This is a genomic window from Streptomyces sp. NPDC059866 (assembly GCF_042731325.1).
Taxonomy (GTDB): domain Bacteria; phylum Actinomycetota; class Actinomycetes; order Streptomycetales; family Streptomycetaceae; genus Streptomyces; species Streptomyces flavusporus.
Genome location: NZ_JBHWJT010000015.1, coordinates 32,548 through 54,300 on the forward strand (window position 1 = coordinate 32,548; position 21,753 = coordinate 54,300).

Genomic DNA, 21,753 nt, shown 5'->3' on the forward strand with positions numbered 1-21,753 from the left:
GACGGTCACTTGGCAGCGTGCGTGAGGAAGTCGGCCCAGGCGGCACCGCCCAGCACCTTGTCGCCGAACTCGCCGCCAATGCCGTCACCCACGGCCGCGTACCCGGCCGCGACTTCGAAGCTCTCGCTCGCCTGGGGCGTCAGCGAACGCGACGTCGGCAAGACGGTCTGGGCCGAGCTGTCTCTCAAGGAGCCACGGTCTCCGCGAACGCCCGTGCCAGAGGGCTCAGCGCGTCCCAGCGGCGGACTGCCCAGCCGACGGTGAGGGGGCGGAGGGCTGGGAGGGGGATCAGGCGCAAGTCACCGTTGGCTGCAGGGCTGCCGGGGCCGTTGATCCGCAGGCCGGGCAGTGCCGGGACCACCGCCCTGCCCAGCCCCAGTTCCGCCAGCAGCAACGCCGTGTCCCAGTCGGCGACACTCGTGTCGAAGCCGAGGCGGATGCCCAGCTCGGCGCAGCAGGCGTCCAAATGGGCGGCGGACGTCGAGTTCGGGGGGAGGCGGATCAGGCGGAGGCCGGTCAGGTCCTGGACGTCCGCGTACGGGCGGTCGGCCAGCGGGTCGTCGGCCCGTACCGCCAGCACCCACGGCAGGTCGACCACCGGCCGCTGCTCGATGCCGCGCACCGGAGGCCCGAGGGTCACCCAGGCGAGGTCCAGCTCGCTGTCGGTGAGCGCGTCGAAGCAGGCGCGGCTCGAACTCTCCGTACGGAACTCCAGGTTGACCTCGGGATGGCGCCGGCGGAAGGCGACCACCGCGTCGGCCATGAAGTGCCGTACGGTCGTCGCCCCGGTGGCCACCCGGACCGAGCCGCGTTCACCGTCGGCCAGCTCCCGCAGCCGCCGCAGCGCGAGATCCAGCCCGGCGAGCCCTTCCGTGGCCGCGGCTTCGAGCACCCACCCGGCCTGCGTCACCGTCACTCCACGCGGCTGCCGCTCCAGCAGACTGACCCCGGTCTCCCGCTCCAGCCGCTTCACGTGCTGGCTCACGGCCGACTGAGAGCACCCCAGCTCCCGTGCCACCGCACTGAGACTGCCGGCCCGGCACACCGCCACGAACACACGCAGGTCTTCAAGGGTCACAACTCCAAGCTAACACTTGGGTTTTGACAGCAATCCCAAGGATTGACTGGCCCTGCAGGCTGTACGACGATCTTCATCAGGGCCCAGGGCGGCAACCCGCTCCCCACGTCCACCGGCGTCCGGATCCGGGGAGGCAGGGGCAGCGGGTGCCGACCCGCCACCCAGCCCTCGTCGCGAAAGGACGCCCCGTGCCGTCTTCCCACGACCGAGCCACGGCGCTGCTACGGCAACTCGGCGCCGAGTCCGTGCCCCATCCCGGCGGCACGCTCCTCACGCACCTCGACCGCGTCCGCATCCGGCTCGCCGGCTGGCAGGCCCGACCCGCCCTCCAACTCGCCGGGTTCTGCCACGCGCTCTACGGCACGGACGGCTTCCCCAAAGCCCTGCTTCCGCTGCATCGCCGTACCGCGGTCGCCGCCGCCCTCGGTTCGGAGGCCGAGGGGCTCGTGTATCTCTACGCGAGCTGCGATCGGGGGGCCACTTACCCGGTCCTGCCCGACGGCCCGTTCCACGACCGCTTCATGGAGGCCTCCCATACCCCCTCGCTCGCCGTGCTTCGTGACTTCGCGGAGCTCACCGCAGCGAACGAGCTCGACCTCGCCGCCCACGACCCGGAATTCCGCACCCGTTACGGCGCCGACCTCCTCGCCCTCTTCACCCGCTTCCGGCCGCTGCTGAGCGGGACGGCCTGGGACGACTGCGTTGCGGTGCTCGGGGGCAGGCCCTAGGGCCTGCCCGGCGGATCATGCCGGAGACGCGGGGGCTGGCACGCCCATCTGCGGCGTTGTCGTCGGTCGCCGACGCTCCGCGTCGACTCCCTCCTCCGCCTTGCAGCTGGACGCCCCAGCCCCCGCTCACCTGCGCTGACGAGGTGCCGCCGTTTTCCTCCGACCTGATCCACCGGACAGGCCCTAGCCGGCGGAGTCGTCCGCGACGGCCAGGAAGGCGTCGCCCAGGCGCTGTTGCTGTTCGGGCGTGGCGTTGCCGAGTTCGACGGAGTGCCCGTTCGGCTCCACCTTGACGGTGCGGACGGGGCAGGTCTGCATCCACGTCTCGACCAGACGCAGCGCAGGCCGGAGCAGGACGGGCGCGAGGCTGACGGCGAGGGCCCGACCGTGAGCAGTTCGACCGCCTTGGCGTCGGCCGATGAAGTAGCCCTGGATCAGGGAAGTTGGGGATCAGCAGGCGTCCATGCCGGTGCCCCGGCGGCCGGGCTTGCGGGCGATGAGATACGCCTGCGCGGTCGACTCCCCGAGCTCCTCTTCCGCCTCCCGCACCGTCCGCGCCCGCATCTCGAAACCGGCCCCGACCAGCAGCTCGGCGATCCGATCCGGCTGTCGGCGTTCGAAATCCAGGGAGACGGGGTGCCCGAAGGGCCGGTCGAGGCGGCGTGGGCGGTCGCCGACCTGGAAGGCGAGGAACAGATGGCCGCCCGGGGTCAGGACACGGGCGAACTCCGCGAAAAGGCCGGGCAGCCGGTCCACAGGGGTGTGGATGGACGAGTAGTAGGACACGACGCCTGCGAGGTGACCGTCGGGCAGGTCCAGGTCCAGCATCGAACCCTGCTCGAAGCGCAGGCCGGGATTCTCACGCCGGGCGATGGCGAGCATCGACGCCGACAGGTCGAGCCCGAACACCGACAGGCCGAGCGAGGCGAGGTACGCCGTCACCTCCCCTGGTCCGCACCCCAGGTCGGCCACCTCACCGCCATCGCCCACGAGTTCCGCGTACGCGGCCAGCACGGCCCGGTCCATCGGCCTGGCCGCCAGCCCGTCCCGGAACCGGTCGGCGTAGTCCTCGGCAACGGCGTCGTAGAAGTCCCGGGTGGTGGTCAGGAAGTCGCTGTCAGTCATGGTCGGCGACCCTATCCACTCCCACTGACAACCGGCCGCGCACCTGAGGCCACTGCCGTCAAAGGAGAGGGGGGAAGGAATTCTCGGAGAATTCACCTCGGGATACTCGGGCTGCTCGGGCTGCTCGGGAAAAGGCAGGAGCCCCGTCGCCGAAGGCGCGGGGCTCCTTGGGTACTGCACTCGATCCGGATCGGAGGATCAGATCATCAGATCAGACCGGGGTGACGTTCTCCGCCTGCGGGCCCTTCGGGCCCTGGGTGACGTCGAAGGACACCTGCTGGTTCTCCTCAAGGGAGCGGAAGCCGCTCGCGTTGATCGCGGAGTAGTGGACGAAGACGTCGGGGCCGCCGCCTTCCTGGGCGATGAAACCAAAGCCCTTTTCGGCGTTGAACCACTTCACGGTTCCGGTAGCCATAAGCCCTCCTTGGGCTCAAAGGGTTGCCCTGCTCCAGAACCAGCAAGTGTGAAGATCGAGATTCTGCACAACTGCACCCGTCTGAGAACGACGAGAGCCCGCGGTCACATGCTCCGCAGGCTCTGTACTGCAAGGGAAACCAAACTGCAACTTGCGGCGAGCCTAGCACGCGGGAAGCCGAAAGCAATAGAGGTCAAGATCACGTCACCCGAACGTTTGACATCCACTACTCCAGATGACGGTGGGGCCCAGACTTGCACGTCACCCCACAGGGTCAGCGCCTGCCCGGCGGACGCTAGCCTCCGGATGTGGACATTCCTCGCACCCGGCCGCGCGTCGGCCACATCCAGTTCCTGAACTGCCTGCCCCTGTACTGGGGGCTCGCGAGAACGGGCACACTCCTCGACTTCGAGCTGACCAAGGACACCCCGGAGAAGCTCAGCGAGCAGCTGGTGCAGGGCGACCTCGACATCGGGCCGATCACCCTCGTCGAGTTCCTGCGCAACGCCGACGACCTGGTCGCCTTCCCCGACATCGCGGTCGGCTGCGACGGGCCGGTGATGTCCTGCGTGATCGTCTCGCAGGTCCCGCTGGAGCGGCTGGACGGCGCCCGGGTCGCCCTCGGCTCCACCTCCCGCACCTCCGTACGCCTCGCGCAGCTGCTGCTGGCGGACCGTTTCGGCGTACGGCCCGACTACTACACGTGTCCGCCCGACCTCAGCCTGATGATGCAGGAGGCGGAGGCGGCGGTGCTGATCGGGGACGCGGCGCTGCGGGCCAACCTGCTCGACGGGCCGCGCTTCGGGCTGGAGGTGCACGATCTCGGTGCGCTGTGGAAGGAGTGGACCGGACTGCCGTTCGTCTTCGCCGTCTGGGCGGCCCGCCGCGACTACCTGGAACGCGAGCCCGTGATCACCCGCAAGGTGCACGAGGCCTTCCTCGCCTCCCGCAACCTCTCCCTGGAGGAGGTCGGCAAGGTCGCCGAGCAGGCCGCCCGCTGGGAGGCCTTCGACGAGCAGGTCCTGGAGCAGTACTTCACCACCCTCGACTTCCGCCTCGGCGAGCCCCAGCTGGCGGCGGTCGCGGAGTTCGCGCGCAGGGTCGGCCCGACGACCGGCTTCCCGGCGGACGTGAAGGTGGATCTGCTCCAGCCGTAGAGGATCTGCTCCAGCCGTAGGGACCTGGCGCGAGCGGCGGGACTATACGCTGCGGGACAGTGGAGGCGTACGGGGGAAGGGGGCGCACGCCATGCAGCCGCTCGGAGTCGACGAGCCCACGAGCATCGGGCCCTACCGGCTGCTCGGCCGGCTCGGTGCGGGCGGAATGGGCCGGGTGTATCTCGGCCGCAGCGCAGGGGGCCGTACCGTCGCGGTGAAGGTCGTGCACCCGCACTTCGCGCTCGACGAGGAGTTCCGCGCCCGGTTCCGCCGCGAGGTCGAGGCCGCGCGGCGGGTGGGCGGCGCCTGGACCGTGCCGGTGCTCGACGCGGACCCGGAGGCGCCGGTGCCGTGGGTCGCCACGGCGTACGCGGCGGGCCCGTCGTTGACCGTGGCGGTCACGGACGGCGGTCCGCTGCCCACGCATTCCGTACGAGTACTGGGTGCGGGCCTCGCCGAGGCGCTCGCGGCGGTGCACGAACTGGGCCTGGTGCACCGGGACGTGAAACCGTCCAACGTCCTGCTGACGCTGGACGGCCCCCTGCTGATCGACTTCGGCATCGCCCGCGCCACGGACGGCACGGCCTCCCTGACCTCCACCGGCGTCTCGGTCGGCTCGCCCGGCTACATGGCGCCCGAGCAGATCCTGGGCAAAGGGGTCACCGGAGCCGCCGACGTCTTCTCACTGGGCGCGGTACTGGCGTACGCGGCGACCGGCGAGCCGCCCTTTCCCGGGGACTCGTCGGCCGCGCTGCTCTACAAGGTCGTCCACGAGGAGCCACAACTCGCCGCGCTGGAGGGCGGGTTGGTGCGGGAGATCGTCGAGGCATGCCTGGTGAAGGAACCGCGGGAGCGGCCGACCCCGGCGGAGGTGGGCCGGCGGCTCGCGCCCGAGGGGGCGGCGCGGCTGGTCGCGGGCGGGTGGCTGCCCGGGGCGCTGGTGGAGCAGGTCAGCCGTAGTGCCGTACGGCTGCTGAATCTGGAGACGGCGGCGGAGGCGGCTCCTTCGGGGCCGGTGGAATTCAGTAAGCCGGCGGTGGGGGAGGCGCCGCCGGGGCCGGTGGGGTTCGGCAGTCCGGCCGTCGGGGAGACGCCGCCGGGGCCGGTGGGATTCGGCAGTCCGGCGGTGAGCCCGTCCTCGGCCGTGGGGGAGTTCGGGCCGCCGCCCGTGATGCCGGGGGTGCCGCCGGTCGTACCCGAGCCGCGTCCGGCGGAGCCGGAGGACCCGGACCCGACGTCGGGCGGACGGCCCGGCAAGCTCTCCGTCACGTTCGCCGCGTCGGCGGCACCGGAGGCCGGTGGGCGGGGCCGCCGGCTGAGCTGCACGGTGGCGCTCGCGGTCGCCGGGGCGCTGGCGGCGGTGACGGTGGGGTCGGTGTTCGTGTTCGACCTGTTGCCGGACGACCGTCGGGACAGTGCGGATGGGGCCGCCCCGTCCCAGTCCGCAACGCCGGGTGACTCCGCCACGGGTACCGCCTCCGCCGTCCCCGCCCGCTACCTCGGCACCTGGGAGGGCCAGGGCACCGCCCTCGACGGCAACCTGCCGCTCGGCACGTTCCGTATCACCGTCCGGGACGCGGAGGTCGGCGAGGAGCTGGGCCGGCTCCGGCAGACCGACCAGCTGGGCGGCGTCTGTGTCGACGTACTGACCCTGAAGCAGGCGACGGAGAAGCAGCTCGTCGCGACGTCGGTGGGCGCCAAGGAGAACCACGGTGGGTGCAATCCGGCGGCGACGACGGTGCGGCTGATTCCGACGGGGGATGACCTGGTGTACGAGTCGGACAGCAAGGAGTCCGGGAAGCCCGAGGCTCGGATGTCGAAGGTCAAGTAGCACGGCGGTAAGCATCAGCTCCTCGGCGAGGCAGAGCAACGGGCTGTGCGGCAGGCCGTGCTGGACCGCCGGCCCTGTCTCAGTCTGTCGGCCTGTAGGACACGCGTTACCCCTGTACGTACGTTCCTATCGTGCGTCGGCCTTGAGGCTACCGAGGAACCCCGTGAAGGTTTCGGTGGGGAAGGTGAGGGTGGCGCGGGTGGGGTTCTTTGAGTCGCGGATGGCTATGTGGGTGGGGAGGGTGGCGACCTCTACGCAGTTGTTGCCGTCACCGCTTCCCGAGTAGGACGACTTCTGCCAGTTGTCGGGGGTGCTCACGGCGCGCCTCACAGTTCCTTCGACAGTCTGTGGATGAGGTCACGCGAACGTGCGGATTCGAGTGACGCTGCCTTCACCATACGGAAGAGCGTTCGAAAGGCGCCCAGTTGGGCTTCTGCGTCGATGAAGGCTGCTCCCTGGGGTGCGTCGCGCACGGCTGTGTCCAGCTTGGGGACGGCACCGCCCGCGTACATCATGGCGTTGGTGGCTCCGGCGAAGCCGTCCAGGTCGAAGGGGATGACGCGCACGGTGATGTGGTCCGCTTCGGAGGCTTCAAGGATGTGGGCGAGCTGGGCCCGCGCGGCGGGCCGGTCGCCGACTCTGATGCGCAGGGCAGCTTCATGGATCACTGCTTCGTAGGGGACGGGCGTAGGTCCCTCGATGACGGCCTTGCGCTGCATGCGGTGACGGACGCGCAGTTCCAGGTCGCTCTGGGGGAGTCTCGGGACTCGGTACGAGAAGACGGCGCGGGCGTAGTCCTCCGTCTGGAAGAGGCCGGGGATGTGCAGGAACTCCACGTCCAGCCGGTACGTCGAGTGGTACTCCAACTCGGCGAGGTCCAGGAACGGCGTGGGCAGTAGGCCCTGGTACTCCTCCCACCAGCCGCGTGTCCGATCAGTGGCCATCGCTACGAGAGCGGCAATCAACTCCTCGTCCGTGCATGAGTACTGAGCGGCAAGCCTCCGTACCCGCGCCTCGCTCACACCTGCGATGCCGGACTCGATCTGGCTCATCTGGGCTGAGTTCGTCGCGAGCAGTGCGGCGGCCTCAGTCGCCTTGAGCCCTGCGGCATCCCGGAGTTTGCGCAGCTCAGCCCCCAAGCGTACTTGGCGTGCGGTGGGTTGCTGCCTGCGCGTCATGACTCTTCCTTGCCTCAACTGCTGGGAGACAGTGACTCGTTCGAGGGGAAGATTACGGCAGCGGCTTGCTCGGCCCAAACTTTACCTCTACCGTCAGTGACGCGACGCACACGCTGCGAATCCCCGGGATCCCGGAAGCGCACCGCTCCGCCCTGCCATGACGGATGCGGCACTGCCACCGCAACTCCCCTTCCAATGCCAGGAGTCCAGCCATGCCTGAAACCGAAGCTGCCGCCCCCTGGGAGTACACCCTGTACATCCCCCACGACCCCCGCGCCGTCACCGTCTGTCGCCGCACCCTCCGGCTGATCCTCACCATGCACGGCCTGATCAGCATCACTGACACGGCCGAGTTACTCGCGACGGAGCTGGTCGCCGACGCCGTACTGCACACCAAGGGACCCGCCGCTCTGCGTGTGCGGTGGTCGGCGGGGGTGCTGCGGATCGGGGCGTGGGACGCGGATCCGGCTCCGCCCGATCCGCCGGCGCCGGTGGAATCCCTCGCCGAAGCGGAGTGCGGCCGCGGACTGGCCCTCGTCCGTGCTTGCGCCGATCTGTGGGGGTGGCAGCCGCCGGTCAGGGAGGGCAATCGCGGCAAGTACGTGTGGTGTGACCTCGTCGCGGCGTAGTTCGTTGATCACGCCGTATGGAAAGGAGATCTGTTCGTTGACGACTGAGCCCGAGCCGGTGGCCGGACATGCGGAATGTCACGATGAGTCCACGTGCCCGCTCACGCTGCTCTTCGGGCACCCCGTCTTCCTGAAGGCCTACCTTGAGGGGCCGCCGAAGACAACTGGCCCCCTGAGAAGCTCGCTGAGCTGGTCCTGGCTCTTCTGGAGACGGGGCCCTTGGCGGTCACGGACGACATTCGCGCCCGGGTGAATGCCTGCTCCGACCCGGACCAACTCAGGGCATGGGCGGGCCGGGCGATGCGCGTGAACGACCCGGAGGATCTGTTCGCCGAGGGCGCGAGCTGATCCAGCCGTCGAGGCTCGCAGCGGTTCAGCGGTAGATGGACTGGATCCCCTGGACGGTCATGTCCCGAGTTGCCTCGAACGTGCGTCCGGCAGGTCGCCGCCCGTGCCGCCGGAGCCTTCCCAGGGGATCTGCCACGTGATCGAGGTCTTGAGCTGGTAGGGCTCTCAGTTTGAGGCACGGAGGTAGCGGATGCCGCACGGTGGGGTCTTCTCGGCGTCGCCCGATTCATACGGCGGCGAACGACGGGGTCCTGAGCGTGTGAACGGGGTGGACTTGCAGGGTATTTGGGTGAGCAGGAGGGCATGAGTCGAGGGGGGAGCGTGGGGGTGCTGATCGCCGTCGTCGTCGCCGTGGTGTGGGGAGCGGCGGCGGGCGTGCTGCTGCCGCGGGCCGCGTATCGGTTCTCCGTGCCGTCCGAGGAGGACTGGCGGGAGCGGTGCCCGGGCGGGCATGCCGTCCGGGGATGGATCGGGCCGGCGCGGTGCGCGGAATGTACGGCGGCCCCGTCGCCGTACGGCCCAGGCACTCACCTCATGAAGTCGTACGGCCCCAGCACCCCCCTCCTCGCCACGGTCACCGCCCTCCTCTGCGCCGCCGCAACCGCTGTCACCGGCCCCCGGCCCGAACTCGGCGTCTGGCTGCTGATCGTGCCCGTCGGTGTACTGCTCGCGGCCGTCGACCTGCGGGTGCAGCGGCTGCCCGATGTGCTCACCCTGCCCCTCGCGGCCGCCGCCCTCGCCCTGCTCGGCCTGGTCGCGCTGCTGCCCGGGCACGCCGGTGACTGGACCACCGCCCTGCTCGGCGCCCTCGCACTCGGCGCCGGATACTTCGTCCTCTTCCTGATCAACCCCAGTGGCATGGGCTTCGGTGATGTGAAGCTGGCGCTCGGGGCGGGGGCGGTGCTCGGGTGGTACGGGTGGCAGGCCGTGCTGCTCGGGACCTTCGCGGGGTTCGTGTTCGGGGCGCTCTACGGGGGCGCCCTCGTCGTCGCACGGAAGGCGGGGCGCAAGACGGCGATCCCGTTCGGGCCGTTTCTGCTCGCCGGGGCGTACACCGGCCTGCTCGTGGGCGCGGCCTGACGGCAACCCGGGAAAACGGCTGGCGTAGGCTGGTTCAGTCCGTCCACAACCCTTGACGAAAGGGACGCTTCGGTGACCGAGAAGGCCGACCTCCAGTCTGTGCTCGACCGTGCCGCGGCCGGCGGACGGATCACCCCCGAAGAAGCCCTCGACCTCTACCGCGACGCGCCCCTGCACGCACTGGGTTCCGCCGCCGACGCCGTACGCCGCCGCCGTTACGCCGGTGTCGAGCACATCGCGACGTACATCATCGAGCGGAACATCAACTACACGAACGTCTGCGTCACGGCGTGCAAGTTCTGCGCCTTCTACGCCCCGCCGAAGGACACGGCGAAGGGCTGGACGCGCGACCTGGACGACATCCTGCGCCGGTGCGCGGAGACCGTCGAGCTCGGCGGTACGCAGATCATGTTCCAGGGCGGTCACCACCCGGACTACGGCGTCGAGTACTACGAGAAGCACTTCTCGGCCATCAAGCGGGAGTTCCCGCAGCTCGTCATCCACAGCCTGGGGGCGAGCGAGGTCGAGCACATGGCGCGGATCTCGGGCGTCTCCGTGGAGGAGGCCATCCAGCGGATCAACGCCGCCGGTCTCGACTCCTTCGCCGGTGCCGGTGCCGAGCTGCTCCCCGAGCGGCCGCGCAAGGCCATCGCCCCGCTGAAGGAGAGCGGTGAGCGCTGGCTGGAGATCATGGAGACGGCGCACAACCTCGGCGTCGAGTCCACGTCCACCATGCTCATGGGCACCGGCGAGACCAACGCCGAGCGGATCGAGCACCTGCGGATGATCCGTGACGTACAGGACCGGACCGGTGGCTTCCGCGCCTTCATCCCCTACCTGTACCAGCCGCAGAACAACCACCTGAAGGGCCGCACGCAGGCCACCATCTTCGAGTACCTGCGGATGATCGCGATCGCCCGCCTCTTCCTCGACAACGTCGCCCACATCCAGGGCTCCTGGCTGACCACCGGCAAGGACGCCGGCCAGCTGACCCTGCACTACGGCGCGGACGACCTCGGCTCGATCATGCTGGAGGAGAACGTCGTCTCGGCGGCCGGTGCCAAGCACCGCTCCAACCTGCTGGAGATGATCGAGATGATCCGTACGGCGGACCGCGTCCCGGCCCAGCGCTCCACGACCTACGAGCACCTCGTCGTCCACGACGACCCGGCGAACGACCCCGTCGACGACCGCGTCATGTCCCACATCTCGTCCACGGCGATCGAGGGCGGCACGGCTCATCCGGAGCTGAAGCTGCTCGCCTCCAACTGAGTTGCTGACACTGCACGCCGACTCCAGGGGCCGATGCCTGGCCGTGCGCGGTGAGTGGATCGCCGCCGTCGGCATCCTGGAGGAACTCCTCGCCGCGCATCCCGGGGCGCGGGTGCGGCAGTGGCCCGGCATTCTCACCCCGGGGCTGGTCAACCTGCACGGGCCCGAGCTGCTGGAGCAGGCCTATCACCCGGACCCGCGCGAGGCCGACACACTCGGCACCGAACCGCTGACCGGGGACGCGCTCGCCGCGCTCCCCATGGACGAGGCCCGCTGGGGGGCCAGCGCCCGGCGCGGGGTGCAGCGGATGCTGGCGAACGGGACGGTCGCGGTGGCGGGGGAGCTGCGCAACCGGGCCGTGGTGGCCGCCGTGCGGCGGTCCGGGATCGGGGTGGTGGGGCGGCTCGGGGTGCCTGGGGGAGTGCCCGCGCTCGATCCGTTCGGCTCCGGGGTGCCGGTGGAGTTTCCGCCGGAGCGGGAGAGCGGGTCGGCTGCGCGGTTCGCCGTGTTCGACGTGCGGGACGAGGAGGAGCTGGCCGAGCGCGGGGGCGGGAGCTGTGTGGCCACGGTGGTGGCGGGGCGGATCGTCTACCGCCGCCGATAGCGGTCAGCCCGCGAACGCCTCCCCGAACGCCCCCGAACTCTGCTCCATTCCACTGCAGTTGGTCGACGCATCGTCCTGCTCCGCGTCCTCGTCCGCGCATTGCCGGTCGCGGAACGTCGACCACATCGACACCCACCCGATCCCCTTCTCCTCCGCGAACTTCCGCACCTGGGCGGCATCTTCGAGCGTGAACGTCTCGTTGTCGACGTCGTTCACGCCGATCATCGAGGTGAGCGCCATGCCCTGCCAGGCGGCGGCGTCGGACAGGCCGAAGATGCCGGCCAGTTGGGCGTGGGCGGCGGTGGCGGACTGTTCGGCGTAGTCGCCCATGTCGCCGGTGTAGGAGCTGCCGTAGTTCATGGTCATGAGGTTGACCGTGGAGACCTGGACATGGTGGTCGTTGGCCGATTCGAGCAGGGCGACGCCGTCGTCGTCCAGGCCGGACGGCATCACCGGGAGCGTGAACGACACCTCCAGGTCCGGCCGTTCCTCCTGCAGCACCGCGATCGCCTCCGACCGCAGGGCGACCGAGTCGGAGTCGGTCAGCTCGTCGCCCTCGATGTCGAAGTCGGCCCGGGTGGCACCGGCCGCGTCCAGTGCACCGGCGTACGCCTGCGCCAGCTCCTGCGCGCTGTCACAACTCGCCGCCAGTTCCTTGCCGGAGGCGCCGCCGAAGGAGACGCGTACGGTGGCGCCGGAGTCCGTCAGCTGCGAGATGCGGGACGCCACCACCGAGTCGTCGATGGCGTGGGTGCCGTTCCACTTCGGGGTGCAGTCGCTGCCGTCCGAGATCACGAAGGCCAGGTTGTACGTCGCCGGGGAGCCGGCCGCGTCGTTGTCGGAGGCGGTCGTGGCACTGACGTACGGGGCGTACGAGGTGGTGGAGGCCGCCGACTGCGACGGCGACGTGGGTACCGCCGGGGCCGCGTCGGAGGAGCTGCTGGAGCCCGCCGAGCACCCTGCCGTTGCCAGGGCGAACAGACAGGTGAGCCCGGCGGCCGGCTTCAGGAAACTCCTCATGGCGCATGTACCCGCTCTCGTGATGTCCGATTTCGGAATCCGAAATCTCTCACACGGAGTTGGCGGTTTGCGGTGGTATGTCCAGGCGTCCGGGAATTCTCTCAGGGAACGGACAGGCTGGCGCTTTTCTCATGGCTGTCTCATATGCAGACCAGAGAGATGTGCACATAAAGGCTCCCTACTATCCGGGGAATGCATTCCGAGCCTGCCATCGAAAACCGCGCCGCTCCGCGCGGTCGCCGTCGCAAACGCGGCAACGGGTCCGTCTCTGCCTCCGCCTCCGGCTCCGCAGAGGGACCCGTGTTCGTTGACAACTCCGGGCGCCGGGCCAGACTGCTGCGCCGGATCGGACTCCTGCTCGGCGTCGTCTGCCTCGGCTACGCGGTCGTGCTCGGCGCGGCCTTCATGGGCTGGGGCACCTCGCTGACCCCGTCCTCGCTGCTGCCCTTCGCCGGCGGGGCGAACGGTCAGGGCGGCCCCGCCCCGCAGAACGGTCCCGGCAACGGGGCCGTCCCGCCCGGCGGCACCCCGTCCGCGCCACCCTCGGGCGCCACAGCCCCGACCCCGATCCCGACCTCGTCCGCGTCGGCCGTCGCCGCCGCCAACTGACCGGAACGCACCCATCCTCATGACGACGACTTCCCGACGCGGGCGCCGGCGCGCCCCCACCCGTATCGAGCGGGCGGCCGGCCGGGCCGCGGCACTGCAGAAACCGCGTGTCATCCTTGCCCTGCTGCTCCTGCTCGCCCTGACCAGCATCATGCTGCTCGACGGCTATCTGCGCGCTGAGGTCGGCGGCGACCAGCGCGTGCGCAGCGGCGCCAGCTCCAGCGAGGTCCCCGACGAGGTCCTGAACGGCGGGCCGATCCTCACGTTCCGCGGGGGACAGGCGACCACCGTCTCCGTGCCGGACAAGACGATCGCGCTCACCTTCGACGACGGCCCGAACCCCACCTGGACGCCCCAGGTGCTGGAAATCCTGGAGGAGTACGACGTTCCGGCCACGTTCTTCGTGGTCGGCTCGATGGTGTCGCGCTACCCGGGCATCGTCGAGGACATGGTCGAGCAGGGCAACGAGGTGGGCATCCACACCTTCACCCACATCGACCTCTCCTACCAGAGCGACGCCCGCGTCGAGCGCGAGATGCAGCAGACGCAGCTCGCGCTGGCGGGCGCGGCCGGCATCACGACCACGCTGTTCCGTGCCCCGTACTCCTCGAAGACGGACGCCGTCGACAACTACAGCTGGCCCGTCTACCAGAAGCTCGGCGCGGACGGTTACACCAGCGTCTTCATCGACACCGACAGCGAGGACTGGAAGCGGCCGGGCGTCTCGAAGATCATCAAGGGCGCCACGCCGGAGAGCGGTGAGGGTACGTCGGTGCTGTTCCACGACGCGGGCGGTGAGCGCTCGCAGACGATCAAGGCGCTGCCTGCGTACATCAAGAAGATGAAGGCGAAGGGATACACCTTCACCACGATCAGCGGCGTCATGCAGGAGCAGGACGCCGGTGGTCAGGCGGCGAACCAGCAGGCCGACGGCCGGCCATCGGGCGCCCCGGGCGTGGCCGGTGCCCGGGCCGGTGCCGCACCCGGTGGTCTCCAGGCCGCCCACCGCACCGCCACCGGCGCCACCCTCTACGAGGGCAAGGCCCTCGTCGCGGCCGTCGCCGTCGCCGAGTGGACGGTCCCGAGCCTCGCGGTCGGGCTGGCCGTGGTCGGCTGCGCGGTCATGGGCCGGTTCGGCATGATGCTGCTGCTCGCCCGGCGCCACCACCGGCAGCGCAACAGACGCCGGTTCAGCTGGGGACCGCCGGTCACCGAACCGGTGAGCGTGATCGTCCCGGCGTACAACGAGAAGGAGTGCATCGCCAACACCCTGAAGTCGCTGGCGCAGAGCACGCATCCCATCGAGATCATCGTCGTCGACGACGGTTCGACGGACGGTACGTCCGAGATCGCGCGCAGGGCGGCCCATGAGCTCGGCATGACGAACGTCCGGGTCATCCGGCAGGAGAACGCGGGCAAGCCGGCGGCGTTGAACAACGGCGTCCGCAGCGCCAGTCACGACATCGTCGTGATGATGGACGGCGACACCGTCTTCGAGGCCGACACCGTGCGGCAGCTGGTGCAGCCCTTCGCCGACCCCGGCGTCGGCGCGGTCGCCGGCAACGCCAAGGTCGGCAACCGCAACACCGTCATCGGCGCCTGGCAGCACATCGAGTACGTGATGGGCTTCAACCTGGACCGGCGGATGTACGACCTGCTGCGCTGCATGCCGACCATCCCCGGCGCGATCGGCGCCTTCCGCCGGGGCGCGGTGCTCGAGGTCGGCGGGATGAGCGAGGACACGCTCGCCGAGGACACCGACATCACCATCGCCATGCACCGCGCGGGCCGGCGGGTCGTCTACCAGGAGCACGCCAAGGCGTGGACGGAGGCGCCGGGTTCGCTGAAACAGCTGTGGTCGCAGCGGTACCGGTGGTCGTACGGCACGATGCAGGCCCTCTGGAAGCATCGCAGGTCCCTCACGGACAAGGGCCCTTCGGGCCGCTTCGGCCGCGTGGGCATGCCGCTCGTCGTCGTCTTCCAGATCATCACGCCCGTCTTCGCCCCGCTGATCGACGTCTTCACCGTCTACTCGATGATCTTCGTCGACTTCAGGGCGGCGCTGCTCGCGTGGCTGGCAGTGCTGGGCATCCAGCTGCTCTGTGCGGCGTACGCCTTCCGCCTGGACCGCGAGAAGTACCGCTACCTGCTGATGATGCCGCTGCAACAGCTGGCGTACCGCCAGATGATGTACCTCGTCCTCATCCACTCCTGCATCACCGCCCTCACCGGCGGCCGCCTGCGCTGGCAGAAGCTGAAGCGGACGGGCGAGGTGGGGACGCCGGCGGGGGTGGGCTGATGGGGGCGCACAGCAAGGGGGCTGTGCGGCCGGTCGGCCCGGCGGTGGGCAGCGGGGCCAGGGACCGCTACTTCGACACCCTCCGGGCCGCCGCCCTCATCCGCGTCGTCACCTACCACACCTTCGGCTGGCCCTGGGCGGGCATGGTCTTCCCCTCCATGGGGATCATGTTCGCCCTGGCCGGCACCCTGATGGCGAAGTCCCTGGAGCGCCCGGCCCTGGTGGTCGTCAAGAGCCGGATCCGAAGACTGCTCCCGCCCTTCTGGTTCTGGGGCTTCTTCGTGGTCGCCGCCATACTGGTCCACGACTGGATGCCGGGGTGGCAGATCGTCTACTGGATCGTCCCGCTCGGCGACCCGCCGGGCAACGCGTGGGGCATGCAGGCGTACGAGATCCTCTGGTACCTGCGCACGTACCTGTGGTTCGTCCTCCTCTCACCGCTCCTGCTGCGGGTCTTCCGGCTCGCGCCGCTCCCCGTGCTGCTGCTGTCCCTCGTCCCCGTCGTGGTGTTCGAGTTCGCCTGGCAGCCGCCCGGCGACCGGCTCGGCAGCGCGCTCGTCGACCTGGCGACGTACCTCTTCTGCTGGCTCCTCGGCTTCGCGCACCGCGACGGCGTCCTGCAGCGGATGGAACCGGCCGTGGTGGTCGTCCTGTCGCTTGCCGCGCTCGGCTACGGCGGCTGGTACGCCGTCACGCACCAGGCCGACTACGGCACCTACGACCTGGACGAGATCCCGCTCGCGCAGGCCTTCTGGTCGGCGGGCTTCGTGACGCTGCTGATGTGGGCGAAGTCCCGCCACCGGATCGACTTCGAGGGGCTCGCCGGCTTCAGACGGCTCGACCGGATCGTGACGGTCTTCAACGCGCGCGCGGTGACCGTCTACCTGTGGCACCAGATCGCGCTGATCCTCGCCGTCCCGCTGATCGACCAGCTCTGGAAGGTGCCCGCGTTCGAGGCGTACCTGCCGCTGGAGAGCCAGTGGTTCCTGTTCGGCGTGGGGTGGGTGCTGATCGCCGGCTTCGTGCTGCTGTGCGGGTGGGTGGAGGACGTGGCGGCGCGGAGGAAGCCGAGACTCCTCCCGTGAACGCGGGCTGCAAGAATGGGCCCGTGACCCGCGCATCCCTGAACAAGCAGCCGCACGAAGTCGCCTCGATGTTCGACGACGTCGCGGAACGGTACGACCTGACGAACGACGTGCTGTCGCTCGGCCAGGACCGGGTGTGGCGCAGGGAGGTCGCGAAGGCGGTCGACGCCCGGCCCGCGCAGAAGGTCCTGGACCTGGCCGCCGGTACGGCCACCTCCTCGCTGCCCTTCACACGGGCGGGCGCGTATGTCGTCCCCTGCGACTTCTCCCTCGGCATGCTCCAGGTCGGCAAGCAGCGCCACCCGTGGCTGCCGCTGACGGCGGGCGACGCTACGCGGCTGCCGTTCAAGGACGACATGTTCGACGCCGTCACCATCTCCTTCGGGCTGCGCAACGTCCAGGACACGGACGCCGCGCTGCGCGAGATGTACCGGGTGACCCGGCCGGGCGGGCGCGTCGTGATCTGCGAGTTCTCGCATCCGACCTGGGAGCCGTTCCGCAAGGTGTACACCGAGTACCTGATGCGGGCGCTGCCGCCGGTCGCCCGGGCGGTGTCGTCGAACCCGGACGCGTACGTCTACCTCGCCGAGTCCATCCGCGCCTGGCCCGACCAGCCCGCGCTGGCCGAACGGCTGCGCAAGGCCGGCTGGTCGAGGGTGGCGTGGCGGAACCTCACGGGTGGAGTGGTGGCCCTGCACCGGGGGTTCAAGGAGACGTCCTGAGGTTTCCGGTACGGGCGGGCGCTCACCGGATCACCTCGAACGCGTCCCCGGGTGCGTCCAGCTCGCGTTGCAGCCCGCCGCCGGGCGGCTTCGGCAGGCGCGGTTCGCGGACGCCCGCGCCGCCGCCCCCGCCACCGCCCTCGCCGAAGTCGAACCACACGGTGACGACGGCACCGCGGGGCACCTCGACGCCGGGCAGTGGGTACTGCCGTACGACGTAGTCGACGACGGTGAGATGGAAGTCGGGCCGGTCGGGCGCGGCGAGCAGCACTCCGTGTGTCTCGGCCGTCTCGCGGGCGTCCACGGCCATCAGTCCGACGAACTTGGGCACGCGCACTTCGGGCGTCTTGGGTGTGATGTGCACAGATGTCACCCCCCAGCGGTACTGGAAGGGTAACCGCCCGGGGTGCGGTCCGGAAGCGTCAAGTGGCTTTCTGTAGCTGACCGTTACAGTCTGTCACGTCTCTTGCAGCTCGAGTCGGTAGCAGTGCCCCAGCAGATTCGACTCGGGGCTGGTGAAGGTCTCGGTGAGGTGCATGCCCAGCCGCCGGGTGACCGCGATCGACCGCGTGTTGCGCGCGTTGACCATCGCCACCACGCCGCCCACGCCCGTCGCGCGCACGCGCTCCAGCGTCATCTGCGCGGCCGCGGTGACGTACCCCCGGCCCCAGTGCTCCCGCCCCAGTCGCCAGCCGATCTCGATCTCGCCCTTCGGGCCCCACTCCCGCGGCCACGGCTGCGCGCCGGTGAAGCCGATGACCCGGTCTTCCGCGTCGAGCATCGTCCACAGACAGAAGCCCAGCTCGGCGTCGTGCTTGCGCTGGCGGGCGGTGAGCTCCTCGTAGACGGACAGGCCGGCGGACTTGCCGCCGTGGAACTCCATGACGTCCGGGTGGTCGAAAACCCGGTGCCACGCCACGGCGTCCTCGTCGGTGGGGACACGCAGCCGTACCACGGGGAGAGCTCGGTTCACTGGGTATCCCTTCAGCCGGTTGATCAATTCTGCTGCATAGACTGCCCATGTCCAGTGCCGGTCGGCACACAGTTTCCGAACTTGGGGAGATCCAGCCGTGACCGCCGTGACCGAGCCCCACTCCCAGCCCGTCTCCGAGCCCTTCTCCGAGAACACCGCCGATGTGATCGTCGTGGGCGCGGGACCGGCCGGCTCCACGACGGCGTACCACCTCGCCAAGGCCGGACTCGACGTACTGCTCCTGGAGAAGACCGAGTTCCCGCGGGAGAAGGTCTGCGGCGACGGCCTCACCCCACGCGCCACCAAGCAGCTGGTGGCGATGGGCATCGACATCTCCGAGGAAGCCGGCTGGCTGCGCAACAAGGGGCTCAGGATCATCGGCGGGGGCGTGCGGCTGCAGCTGGACTGGCCGGATCTCGCCTCCTTCCCCGACTACGGCCTGGTGCGCAAGCGCGACGACTTCGACGAGCAGCTCGCCCGGCAGGCCCAGAAGGCGGGGGCGCGGCTGTACGAGCGCTGCAACGTCGGCGCGCCGGTCATCGACGACCGCACCGGCCGCATCACCGGCGTGCACGCCAAGCTCGGTGAGGAGAAGCGCGAGGTCACCTTTCACGCGCCGCTCGTGGTGGCCGCCGACGGCAACTCCACCCGTCTCTCCCTCGCGATGGGCCTGCACCGCCGCGAGGACCGGCCGATGGGCGTCGCGGTCCGTACGTACTTCACCTCCCCGCGCCACGAGGACGACTACCTGGAGTCCTGGCTGGAGCTGTGGGACCGCCGCGGCCCCGGCGAGGACCGGCTGCTCCCCGGCTACGGCTGGATCTTCGGCATGGGCGACGGCACGTCCAATGTGGGCCTCGGCGTGTTGAACACCTCCGACTCCTTCAAGGAGCTGGACTGGCGGGAGGTGCTGAAGGCGTGGTGCGCGTCCATGCCCGAGGAATGGGGCTACACGCCCGACAACATGACCGGACCCATCCGCGGGGCGGCGCTGCCGATGGCCTTCAACCGCCAGCCCCACTACACCAAGGGGCTGCTGCTGGTCGGCGACGCCGGCGGCCTGGTGAACCCCTTCAACGGCGAGGGCATCGCCTACGCCATGGAGTCCGGTCAGATCGCCGCCGACGTCATCGTCCAGGCGCACGCGCGGGCCACGCCGGCCCAGCGGGAGGCCGCGCTCCAGCGCTACCCGCGCGTGCTCAAGGACACCTACGGCGGCTACTACACCCTCGGCCGCGCCTTCGTGAAGCTCATCGGCAACCCGAAGGTCATGAAGATCGCGGCCCAGCGCGGCCTCACCCACCCCATGCTCATGAGGTTCACCCTGAAGCTCCTCGCCAACCTCACCGACCCGACGGGCGGCGACGCGATGGACCGGATCATCAACGGGCTGAGCAAGGTCGCTCCGAAGGCCTGATCAGCCGCTCAACGCGGCTGCCTTCGCGGCCCGGCGGGCGAACACCTCCTCCCGCCGGTCCGCCACCTGCCGGAGCGCCTCTTTCCGCTCCCGGCTGGAGAGCCGGTCCAGGTACACGTGCCCGTTGACGTGGTCGGTCTCGTGCGCGAGGCACCGGGCGAAGTACCCGGTCCCCTCGATCACCAGCGGCCGGCCCTCCTGGTCGTACCCGCGGACGACGGCCCGGTCCGGACGCGCTACGTCCATCACCGCGCCCGGCACCGACAGGCACCCCTCGCCCTCGTCGAGCAGCCGTCGCCCGGCCGGGCCGAGCGGTTCCAGCACGGGGTTGACGATGTGTCCGACATGTCGGACACCGTCGTCGTCCGGACAGTCGTACACGAACAGGCGCACATCGACCCCGACTTGGTTCGCCGCGAGTCCCGCCCCGTCGGCGATGTACATGGTCAGGAACATGTCGTCGATGAGCGCGGCGAGATCCGGCCCGAACTCGGTGACGTCCCGGCACGGCTTGTGCAGGACCTCCTCACCGACCTCGGTGATCCGCCGCACCTTGCCGCGCCGGGCCTCGGGCGCGAGCGGGGGGTACGAGTCGACGGGCCGTCCCTGCACGAAGACACTCGGCATCGCTGGCTCTCCTTCTGCTGACCGGTGTTGGTGGGGGTGCTGCGGGCGGCCGGGAATCGGCCTTCCGGCCGTTGCCGCCCGTTCCACCCTCCCGCACTCATGACAGCAGAACACTCACAGCAGCCTCAGGAGCAGACCGGTCACGCCCGCAGGGGAGCGGCCCTCGCACCAGGAGCCGCCGGCCGCGCGGCCGGCGCCGGATCCCGGCAAGCGCGTCGCCGTCCCCGCGCGCAGACGGAAGGGCCGCAGCCCCCGAGCGGCTGCGGCCCTTCCGTACGTCGATCTGCCCTGCGTCAGAGCACGCGCACCGCGCCCGACGCCGGGTAGCCGGAGAGGTCCTGGATGACGACGCCCTTGGCCGAGTTCGCCGCGTCCAGGTACTGACCGTTCCCGATGTACACGCCCACGTGGTACGCCGAACCCTTGCCACCCCAGTACAGGATGTCGCCGACCTGGATGTCGGACAGGGGGATGTCGGTGCCGACCATCGACTGGTCCTGCGACACGCGGGGGAGGTCCACGCCGACCTGCTTGAAGGCGGCCTGGACGAGGCTGGAGCAGTCCCAGGCGTTGGGGCCGGTGGCGCCCATGACGTAGGCGTCGCCCACCTGCGCCTGGAGGAAGGAGATGACCGTCGCCACGCTGCCGCTGGCCGGCGCGGACGCCGTCGTGGACGTGGCGGTTTCGGCGGTCGTGGAGAGGGCGGCCCGCTCGGCGTCGCGCGCGGCACGCTCGGCGGCGGCCTGCCGTGCCTCCTCCGCGGCCTTCTTGCGGGCCTCGGCCTTCTTCTTGGCCTCCGCGAGGTCGGCCTTGGCCTCCTTGGCGGCCTGGGCGGCGGCCGCGTCACGCTCGGCCTGCAGCTCGTAGTTCGCGGCCGCCTGCTGGGTGACGTCCGCGGACTGGGCGACCTGAACGGACAGGTCGGCCGTCAGAGTGGGCAGTTCGAGCGTCTGTGTCACCGGCTCGGCGGCATTCGCCGAAGCCGACGCACCCGCCACTGCCACGGTGCTGAGGATGCCACCGGCAACTCCGGCCCGCATCGCGAGCGTCGAGGCGCTGCGCTGGCGGGGTTTTCGGTGGCTTCGTATGTGAGCGGTGTGGGACATGGGAACAACCGGTATCAGGGGCTCCTCCATACCTTCAAGAAACGTGTGGTGCGCCACAGTTGTTCAACCGGCGCCCCGAATCCTTGGGGCTCAGTTCCTTATTGACGCCGTAACGGACATTGCGGACGCTCCCCATCAAGCCTGTGATCATGGGTTTTCTTCGTTTGGTCCGAATTGCCCCCCGCCTACCACTCGTTGGGGTGGTTGGCCAAGCCTCCTTCTCGGGCGCCTCTCATGAATGTGACGGAGGTCACGGAACGGTCACCGCGGCCACGGCGTCTGCCGCCGCGCATCCGCCCGCGGCGCTCGTGAACGCGTGCACGCGTCCACATCGCGACACCCTCCTCGCTCTGATGTGTGAACGCCGCCCACTATCAGGACGCGAGGTCCATCACCAATTTGCATGCAGCGGAAGTCTCTTGATATTGAGACGACCCCTCCGAGCTGCGC

25 protein-coding genes and 1 pseudogene are annotated in these 21,753 nt (G+C 70.0%); 13 read left to right on the forward strand and 13 right to left on the reverse strand.

The window, feature by feature from the left end:
* Positions 1 to 5: 5 nt before the first annotated feature.
* Positions 6 to 188: a hypothetical protein gene (locus tag ACFV7R_RS23255; protein WP_385266404.1), complete on the reverse strand. Its 183-nt coding sequence runs from the start codon at positions 186 to 188 to the stop codon at positions 6 to 8.
* Entirely contained in the window at positions 185 to 1,078 is an 894-nt protein-coding gene (locus ACFV7R_RS23260; protein ID WP_385266406.1) for a LysR family transcriptional regulator, read from the reverse strand. The genes ACFV7R_RS23255 and ACFV7R_RS23260 overlap by 4 nt, the downstream gene beginning before the upstream one ends.
* A 188-nt stretch (positions 1,079 to 1,266) precedes the next feature.
* Here ACFV7R_RS23260 and ACFV7R_RS23265 point away from each other — a divergent pair, with 188 nt between their 5' ends.
* On the forward strand, positions 1,267 to 1,806 hold the full coding sequence (locus ACFV7R_RS23265) for a DUF6817 domain-containing protein (RefSeq protein WP_385266409.1): 540 nt from the start codon (positions 1,267 to 1,269) through the stop codon (positions 1,804 to 1,806).
* 183 nt (positions 1,807 to 1,989) lie between these two features.
* Here ACFV7R_RS23265 and ACFV7R_RS23270 read toward each other — a convergent pair whose 3' ends face one another.
* The 3 genes from ACFV7R_RS23270 to ACFV7R_RS23280 all read right to left on the reverse strand — a co-directional run bounded on the left by ACFV7R_RS23270 (position 1,990) and on the right by ACFV7R_RS23280 (position 3,346).
* Positions 1,990 to 2,124, reverse strand: coding sequence for a hypothetical protein (locus tag ACFV7R_RS23270; RefSeq protein ID WP_385266412.1), 135 nt, complete (start codon positions 2,122 to 2,124; stop codon positions 1,990 to 1,992).
* A 132-nt stretch (positions 2,125 to 2,256) separates the two neighbouring features.
* Complete coding sequence (locus ACFV7R_RS23275) at positions 2,257 to 2,931, reverse strand: class I SAM-dependent methyltransferase (RefSeq protein ID WP_385266415.1); 675 nt, start codon at positions 2,929 to 2,931, stop codon at positions 2,257 to 2,259.
* A 211-nt stretch (positions 2,932 to 3,142) separates the two neighbouring features.
* Positions 3,143 to 3,346 carry a cold-shock protein gene (locus ACFV7R_RS23280; RefSeq protein WP_003992177.1) on the reverse strand — a complete coding sequence of 68 codons (204 nt, stop codon included), beginning with the start codon at positions 3,344 to 3,346 and terminating at the stop codon, positions 3,143 to 3,145.
* Between the two features lie 308 nt (positions 3,347 to 3,654).
* Here ACFV7R_RS23280 and ACFV7R_RS23285 point away from each other — a divergent pair, with 308 nt between their 5' ends.
* Together ACFV7R_RS23285 and ACFV7R_RS23290 are read left to right on the forward strand one after the other, a co-directional pair.
* Entirely contained in the window at positions 3,655 to 4,503 is an 849-nt protein-coding gene (locus ACFV7R_RS23285; RefSeq protein ID WP_129799394.1) for a menaquinone biosynthetic enzyme MqnA/MqnD family protein, read from the forward strand.
* A 91-nt stretch (positions 4,504 to 4,594) separates the two neighbouring features.
* Positions 4,595 to 6,334, forward strand: a complete 1,740-nt coding sequence (locus tag ACFV7R_RS23290) for a serine/threonine-protein kinase (RefSeq protein WP_385266418.1) — start codon at positions 4,595 to 4,597, stop codon at positions 6,332 to 6,334.
* Between the two features lie 126 nt (positions 6,335 to 6,460).
* On the opposite strand, the gene ACFV7R_RS23295 is transcribed toward ACFV7R_RS23290, so the two are convergent.
* Entirely contained in the window at positions 6,461 to 6,652 is a 192-nt protein-coding gene (locus ACFV7R_RS23295; protein WP_385266420.1) for a DUF397 domain-containing protein, read from the reverse strand.
* Between the two features lie 8 nt (positions 6,653 to 6,660).
* Entirely contained in the window at positions 6,661 to 7,512 is an 852-nt protein-coding gene (locus ACFV7R_RS23300; RefSeq protein WP_385266423.1) for a DUF5753 domain-containing protein, read from the reverse strand.
* 212 nt (positions 7,513 to 7,724) lie between these two features.
* On the opposite strand from ACFV7R_RS23300, the gene ACFV7R_RS23305 reads away from it, so the two are divergent.
* Complete coding sequence (locus tag ACFV7R_RS23305) at positions 7,725 to 8,141, forward strand: ATP-binding protein (protein WP_385266426.1); 417 nt, start codon at positions 7,725 to 7,727, stop codon at positions 8,139 to 8,141.
* Between the two features lie 219 nt (positions 8,142 to 8,360).
* Positions 8,361 to 8,489 (forward strand): hypothetical protein, encoded by a 129-nt coding sequence (locus tag ACFV7R_RS23310; protein ID WP_385266428.1) that lies wholly within the window; start codon positions 8,361 to 8,363, stop codon positions 8,487 to 8,489.
* A gap of 25 nt (positions 8,490 to 8,514) precedes the next feature.
* On the opposite strand, the pseudogene ACFV7R_RS23315 reads toward ACFV7R_RS23310, so the two are convergent.
* Positions 8,515 to 8,723: pseudogene (locus ACFV7R_RS23315) on the reverse strand (hypothetical protein); the annotation flags it as partial.
* Positions 8,724 to 8,792: 69 nt separating this feature from the next.
* On the opposite strand from ACFV7R_RS23315, the gene ACFV7R_RS23320 reads away from it, so the two are divergent.
* From ACFV7R_RS23320 to ACFV7R_RS23330, 3 genes are all read left to right on the forward strand, one after another.
* Entirely contained in the window at positions 8,793 to 9,569 is a 777-nt protein-coding gene (locus ACFV7R_RS23320; protein WP_385266431.1) for a prepilin peptidase, read from the forward strand.
* 72 nt (positions 9,570 to 9,641) lie between these two features.
* Complete coding sequence (gene mqnC, locus ACFV7R_RS23325; protein ID WP_385266434.1) at positions 9,642 to 10,841, forward strand: cyclic dehypoxanthinyl futalosine synthase; 1,200 nt, start codon at positions 9,642 to 9,644, stop codon at positions 10,839 to 10,841.
* A 1-nt stretch (position 10,842) separates the two neighbouring features.
* Positions 10,843 to 11,445 (forward strand): hypothetical protein, encoded by a 603-nt coding sequence (locus ACFV7R_RS23330; RefSeq protein WP_385266437.1) that lies wholly within the window; start codon positions 10,843 to 10,845, stop codon positions 11,443 to 11,445.
* 3 nt (positions 11,446 to 11,448) lie between these two features.
* On the opposite strand, the gene ACFV7R_RS23335 is transcribed toward ACFV7R_RS23330, so the two are convergent.
* Positions 11,449 to 12,465, reverse strand: a complete 1,017-nt coding sequence (locus tag ACFV7R_RS23335; RefSeq protein WP_385266440.1) for a chitinase — start codon at positions 12,463 to 12,465, stop codon at positions 11,449 to 11,451.
* Between the two features lie 300 nt (positions 12,466 to 12,765).
* Between ACFV7R_RS23335 and ACFV7R_RS23340 the strand changes: the two genes are divergently transcribed.
* Genes ACFV7R_RS23340 through ACFV7R_RS23355 form a run of 4 tightly spaced genes read left to right on the forward strand, consistent with a single transcriptional unit; the run spans position 12,766 to position 17,180 of the window.
* On the forward strand, positions 12,766 to 13,074 hold the full coding sequence (locus tag ACFV7R_RS23340) for a hypothetical protein (RefSeq protein WP_385266442.1): 309 nt from the start codon (positions 12,766 to 12,768) through the stop codon (positions 13,072 to 13,074).
* 19 nt (positions 13,075 to 13,093) lie between these two features.
* Complete coding sequence (locus ACFV7R_RS23345; RefSeq protein ID WP_385266445.1) at positions 13,094 to 15,373, forward strand: bifunctional polysaccharide deacetylase/glycosyltransferase family 2 protein; 2,280 nt, start codon at positions 13,094 to 13,096, stop codon at positions 15,371 to 15,373.
* A complete protein-coding gene (locus ACFV7R_RS23350) occupies positions 15,373 to 16,458 on the forward strand; it encodes an acyltransferase (RefSeq protein ID WP_385266448.1) in 1,086 nt (361 codons plus the stop codon). The genes ACFV7R_RS23345 and ACFV7R_RS23350 overlap by 1 nt, the downstream gene beginning before the upstream one ends.
* A gap of 23 nt (positions 16,459 to 16,481) precedes the next feature.
* Positions 16,482 to 17,180 carry a demethylmenaquinone methyltransferase gene (locus ACFV7R_RS23355; RefSeq protein WP_385266450.1) on the forward strand — a complete coding sequence of 233 codons (699 nt, stop codon included), beginning with the start codon at positions 16,482 to 16,484 and terminating at the stop codon, positions 17,178 to 17,180.
* Between the two features lie 22 nt (positions 17,181 to 17,202).
* Here ACFV7R_RS23355 and ACFV7R_RS23360 read toward each other — a convergent pair whose 3' ends face one another.
* Together ACFV7R_RS23360 and ACFV7R_RS23365 are read right to left on the reverse strand one after the other, a co-directional pair.
* Positions 17,203 to 17,553, reverse strand: coding sequence for a PASTA domain-containing protein (locus ACFV7R_RS23360; protein WP_385266452.1), 351 nt, complete (start codon positions 17,551 to 17,553; stop codon positions 17,203 to 17,205).
* Positions 17,554 to 17,637: 84 nt separating this feature from the next.
* Positions 17,638 to 18,153 carry a GNAT family N-acetyltransferase gene (locus ACFV7R_RS23365; protein ID WP_385266454.1) on the reverse strand — a complete coding sequence of 172 codons (516 nt, stop codon included), beginning with the start codon at positions 18,151 to 18,153 and terminating at the stop codon, positions 17,638 to 17,640.
* A 97-nt stretch (positions 18,154 to 18,250) separates the two neighbouring features.
* Here ACFV7R_RS23365 and ACFV7R_RS23370 point away from each other — a divergent pair, with 97 nt between their 5' ends.
* On the forward strand, positions 18,251 to 19,570 hold the full coding sequence (locus ACFV7R_RS23370; protein WP_206306889.1) for a geranylgeranyl reductase family protein: 1,320 nt from the start codon (positions 18,251 to 18,253) through the stop codon (positions 19,568 to 19,570).
* On the opposite strand, the gene def is transcribed toward ACFV7R_RS23370, so the two are convergent.
* Both def and ACFV7R_RS23380 read right to left on the reverse strand, forming a co-directional pair.
* Positions 19,571 to 20,197, reverse strand: a complete 627-nt coding sequence (gene def, locus ACFV7R_RS23375) for a peptide deformylase (protein WP_385266456.1) — start codon at positions 20,195 to 20,197, stop codon at positions 19,571 to 19,573.
* A 293-nt stretch (positions 20,198 to 20,490) separates the two neighbouring features.
* The gene (locus ACFV7R_RS23380) at positions 20,491 to 21,333 is read right to left on the reverse strand and encodes a C40 family peptidase (protein WP_385266458.1); all 843 of its coding nucleotides are present in this window, start codon (positions 21,331 to 21,333) and stop codon (positions 20,491 to 20,493) included.
* Between the last annotated feature and the right edge of the window lie 420 nt (positions 21,334 to 21,753).

Coding starts and splice junctions, on each gene's coding strand:
- ACFV7R_RS23275 (WP_385266415.1), bottom strand. CDS start 2,931: ATGACTGACAGCGACTTCCTGACCACCACCCGGGACTTCTACGACGCC.
- def (WP_385266456.1), bottom strand. CDS start 20,197: ATGCCGAGTGTCTTCGTGCAGGGACGGCCCGTCGACTCGTACCCCCCG.
- ACFV7R_RS23280 (WP_003992177.1), bottom strand. CDS start 3,346: ATGGCTACCGGAACCGTGAAGTGGTTCAACGCCGAAAAGGGCTTTGGT.
- ACFV7R_RS23380 (WP_385266458.1), bottom strand. CDS start 21,333: ATGGAGGAGCCCCTGATACCGGTTGTTCCCATGTCCCACACCGCTCAC.
- ACFV7R_RS23320 (WP_385266431.1), top strand. CDS start 8,793: ATGAGTCGAGGGGGGAGCGTGGGGGTGCTGATCGCCGTCGTCGTCGCC.
- ACFV7R_RS23335 (WP_385266440.1), bottom strand. CDS start 12,465: ATGAGGAGTTTCCTGAAGCCGGCCGCCGGGCTCACCTGTCTGTTCGCC.
- ACFV7R_RS23290 (WP_385266418.1), top strand. CDS start 4,595: ATGCAGCCGCTCGGAGTCGACGAGCCCACGAGCATCGGGCCCTACCGG.
- ACFV7R_RS23300 (WP_385266423.1), bottom strand. CDS start 7,512: ATGACGCGCAGGCAGCAACCCACCGCACGCCAAGTACGCTTGGGGGCT.
- ACFV7R_RS23270 (WP_385266412.1), bottom strand. CDS start 2,124: ATGCAGACCTGCCCCGTCCGCACCGTCAAGGTGGAGCCGAACGGGCAC.
- ACFV7R_RS23305 (WP_385266426.1), top strand. CDS start 7,725: ATGCCTGAAACCGAAGCTGCCGCCCCCTGGGAGTACACCCTGTACATC.
- ACFV7R_RS23345 (WP_385266445.1), top strand. CDS start 13,094: ATGACGACGACTTCCCGACGCGGGCGCCGGCGCGCCCCCACCCGTATC.
- ACFV7R_RS23350 (WP_385266448.1), top strand. CDS start 15,373: ATGGGGGCGCACAGCAAGGGGGCTGTGCGGCCGGTCGGCCCGGCGGTG.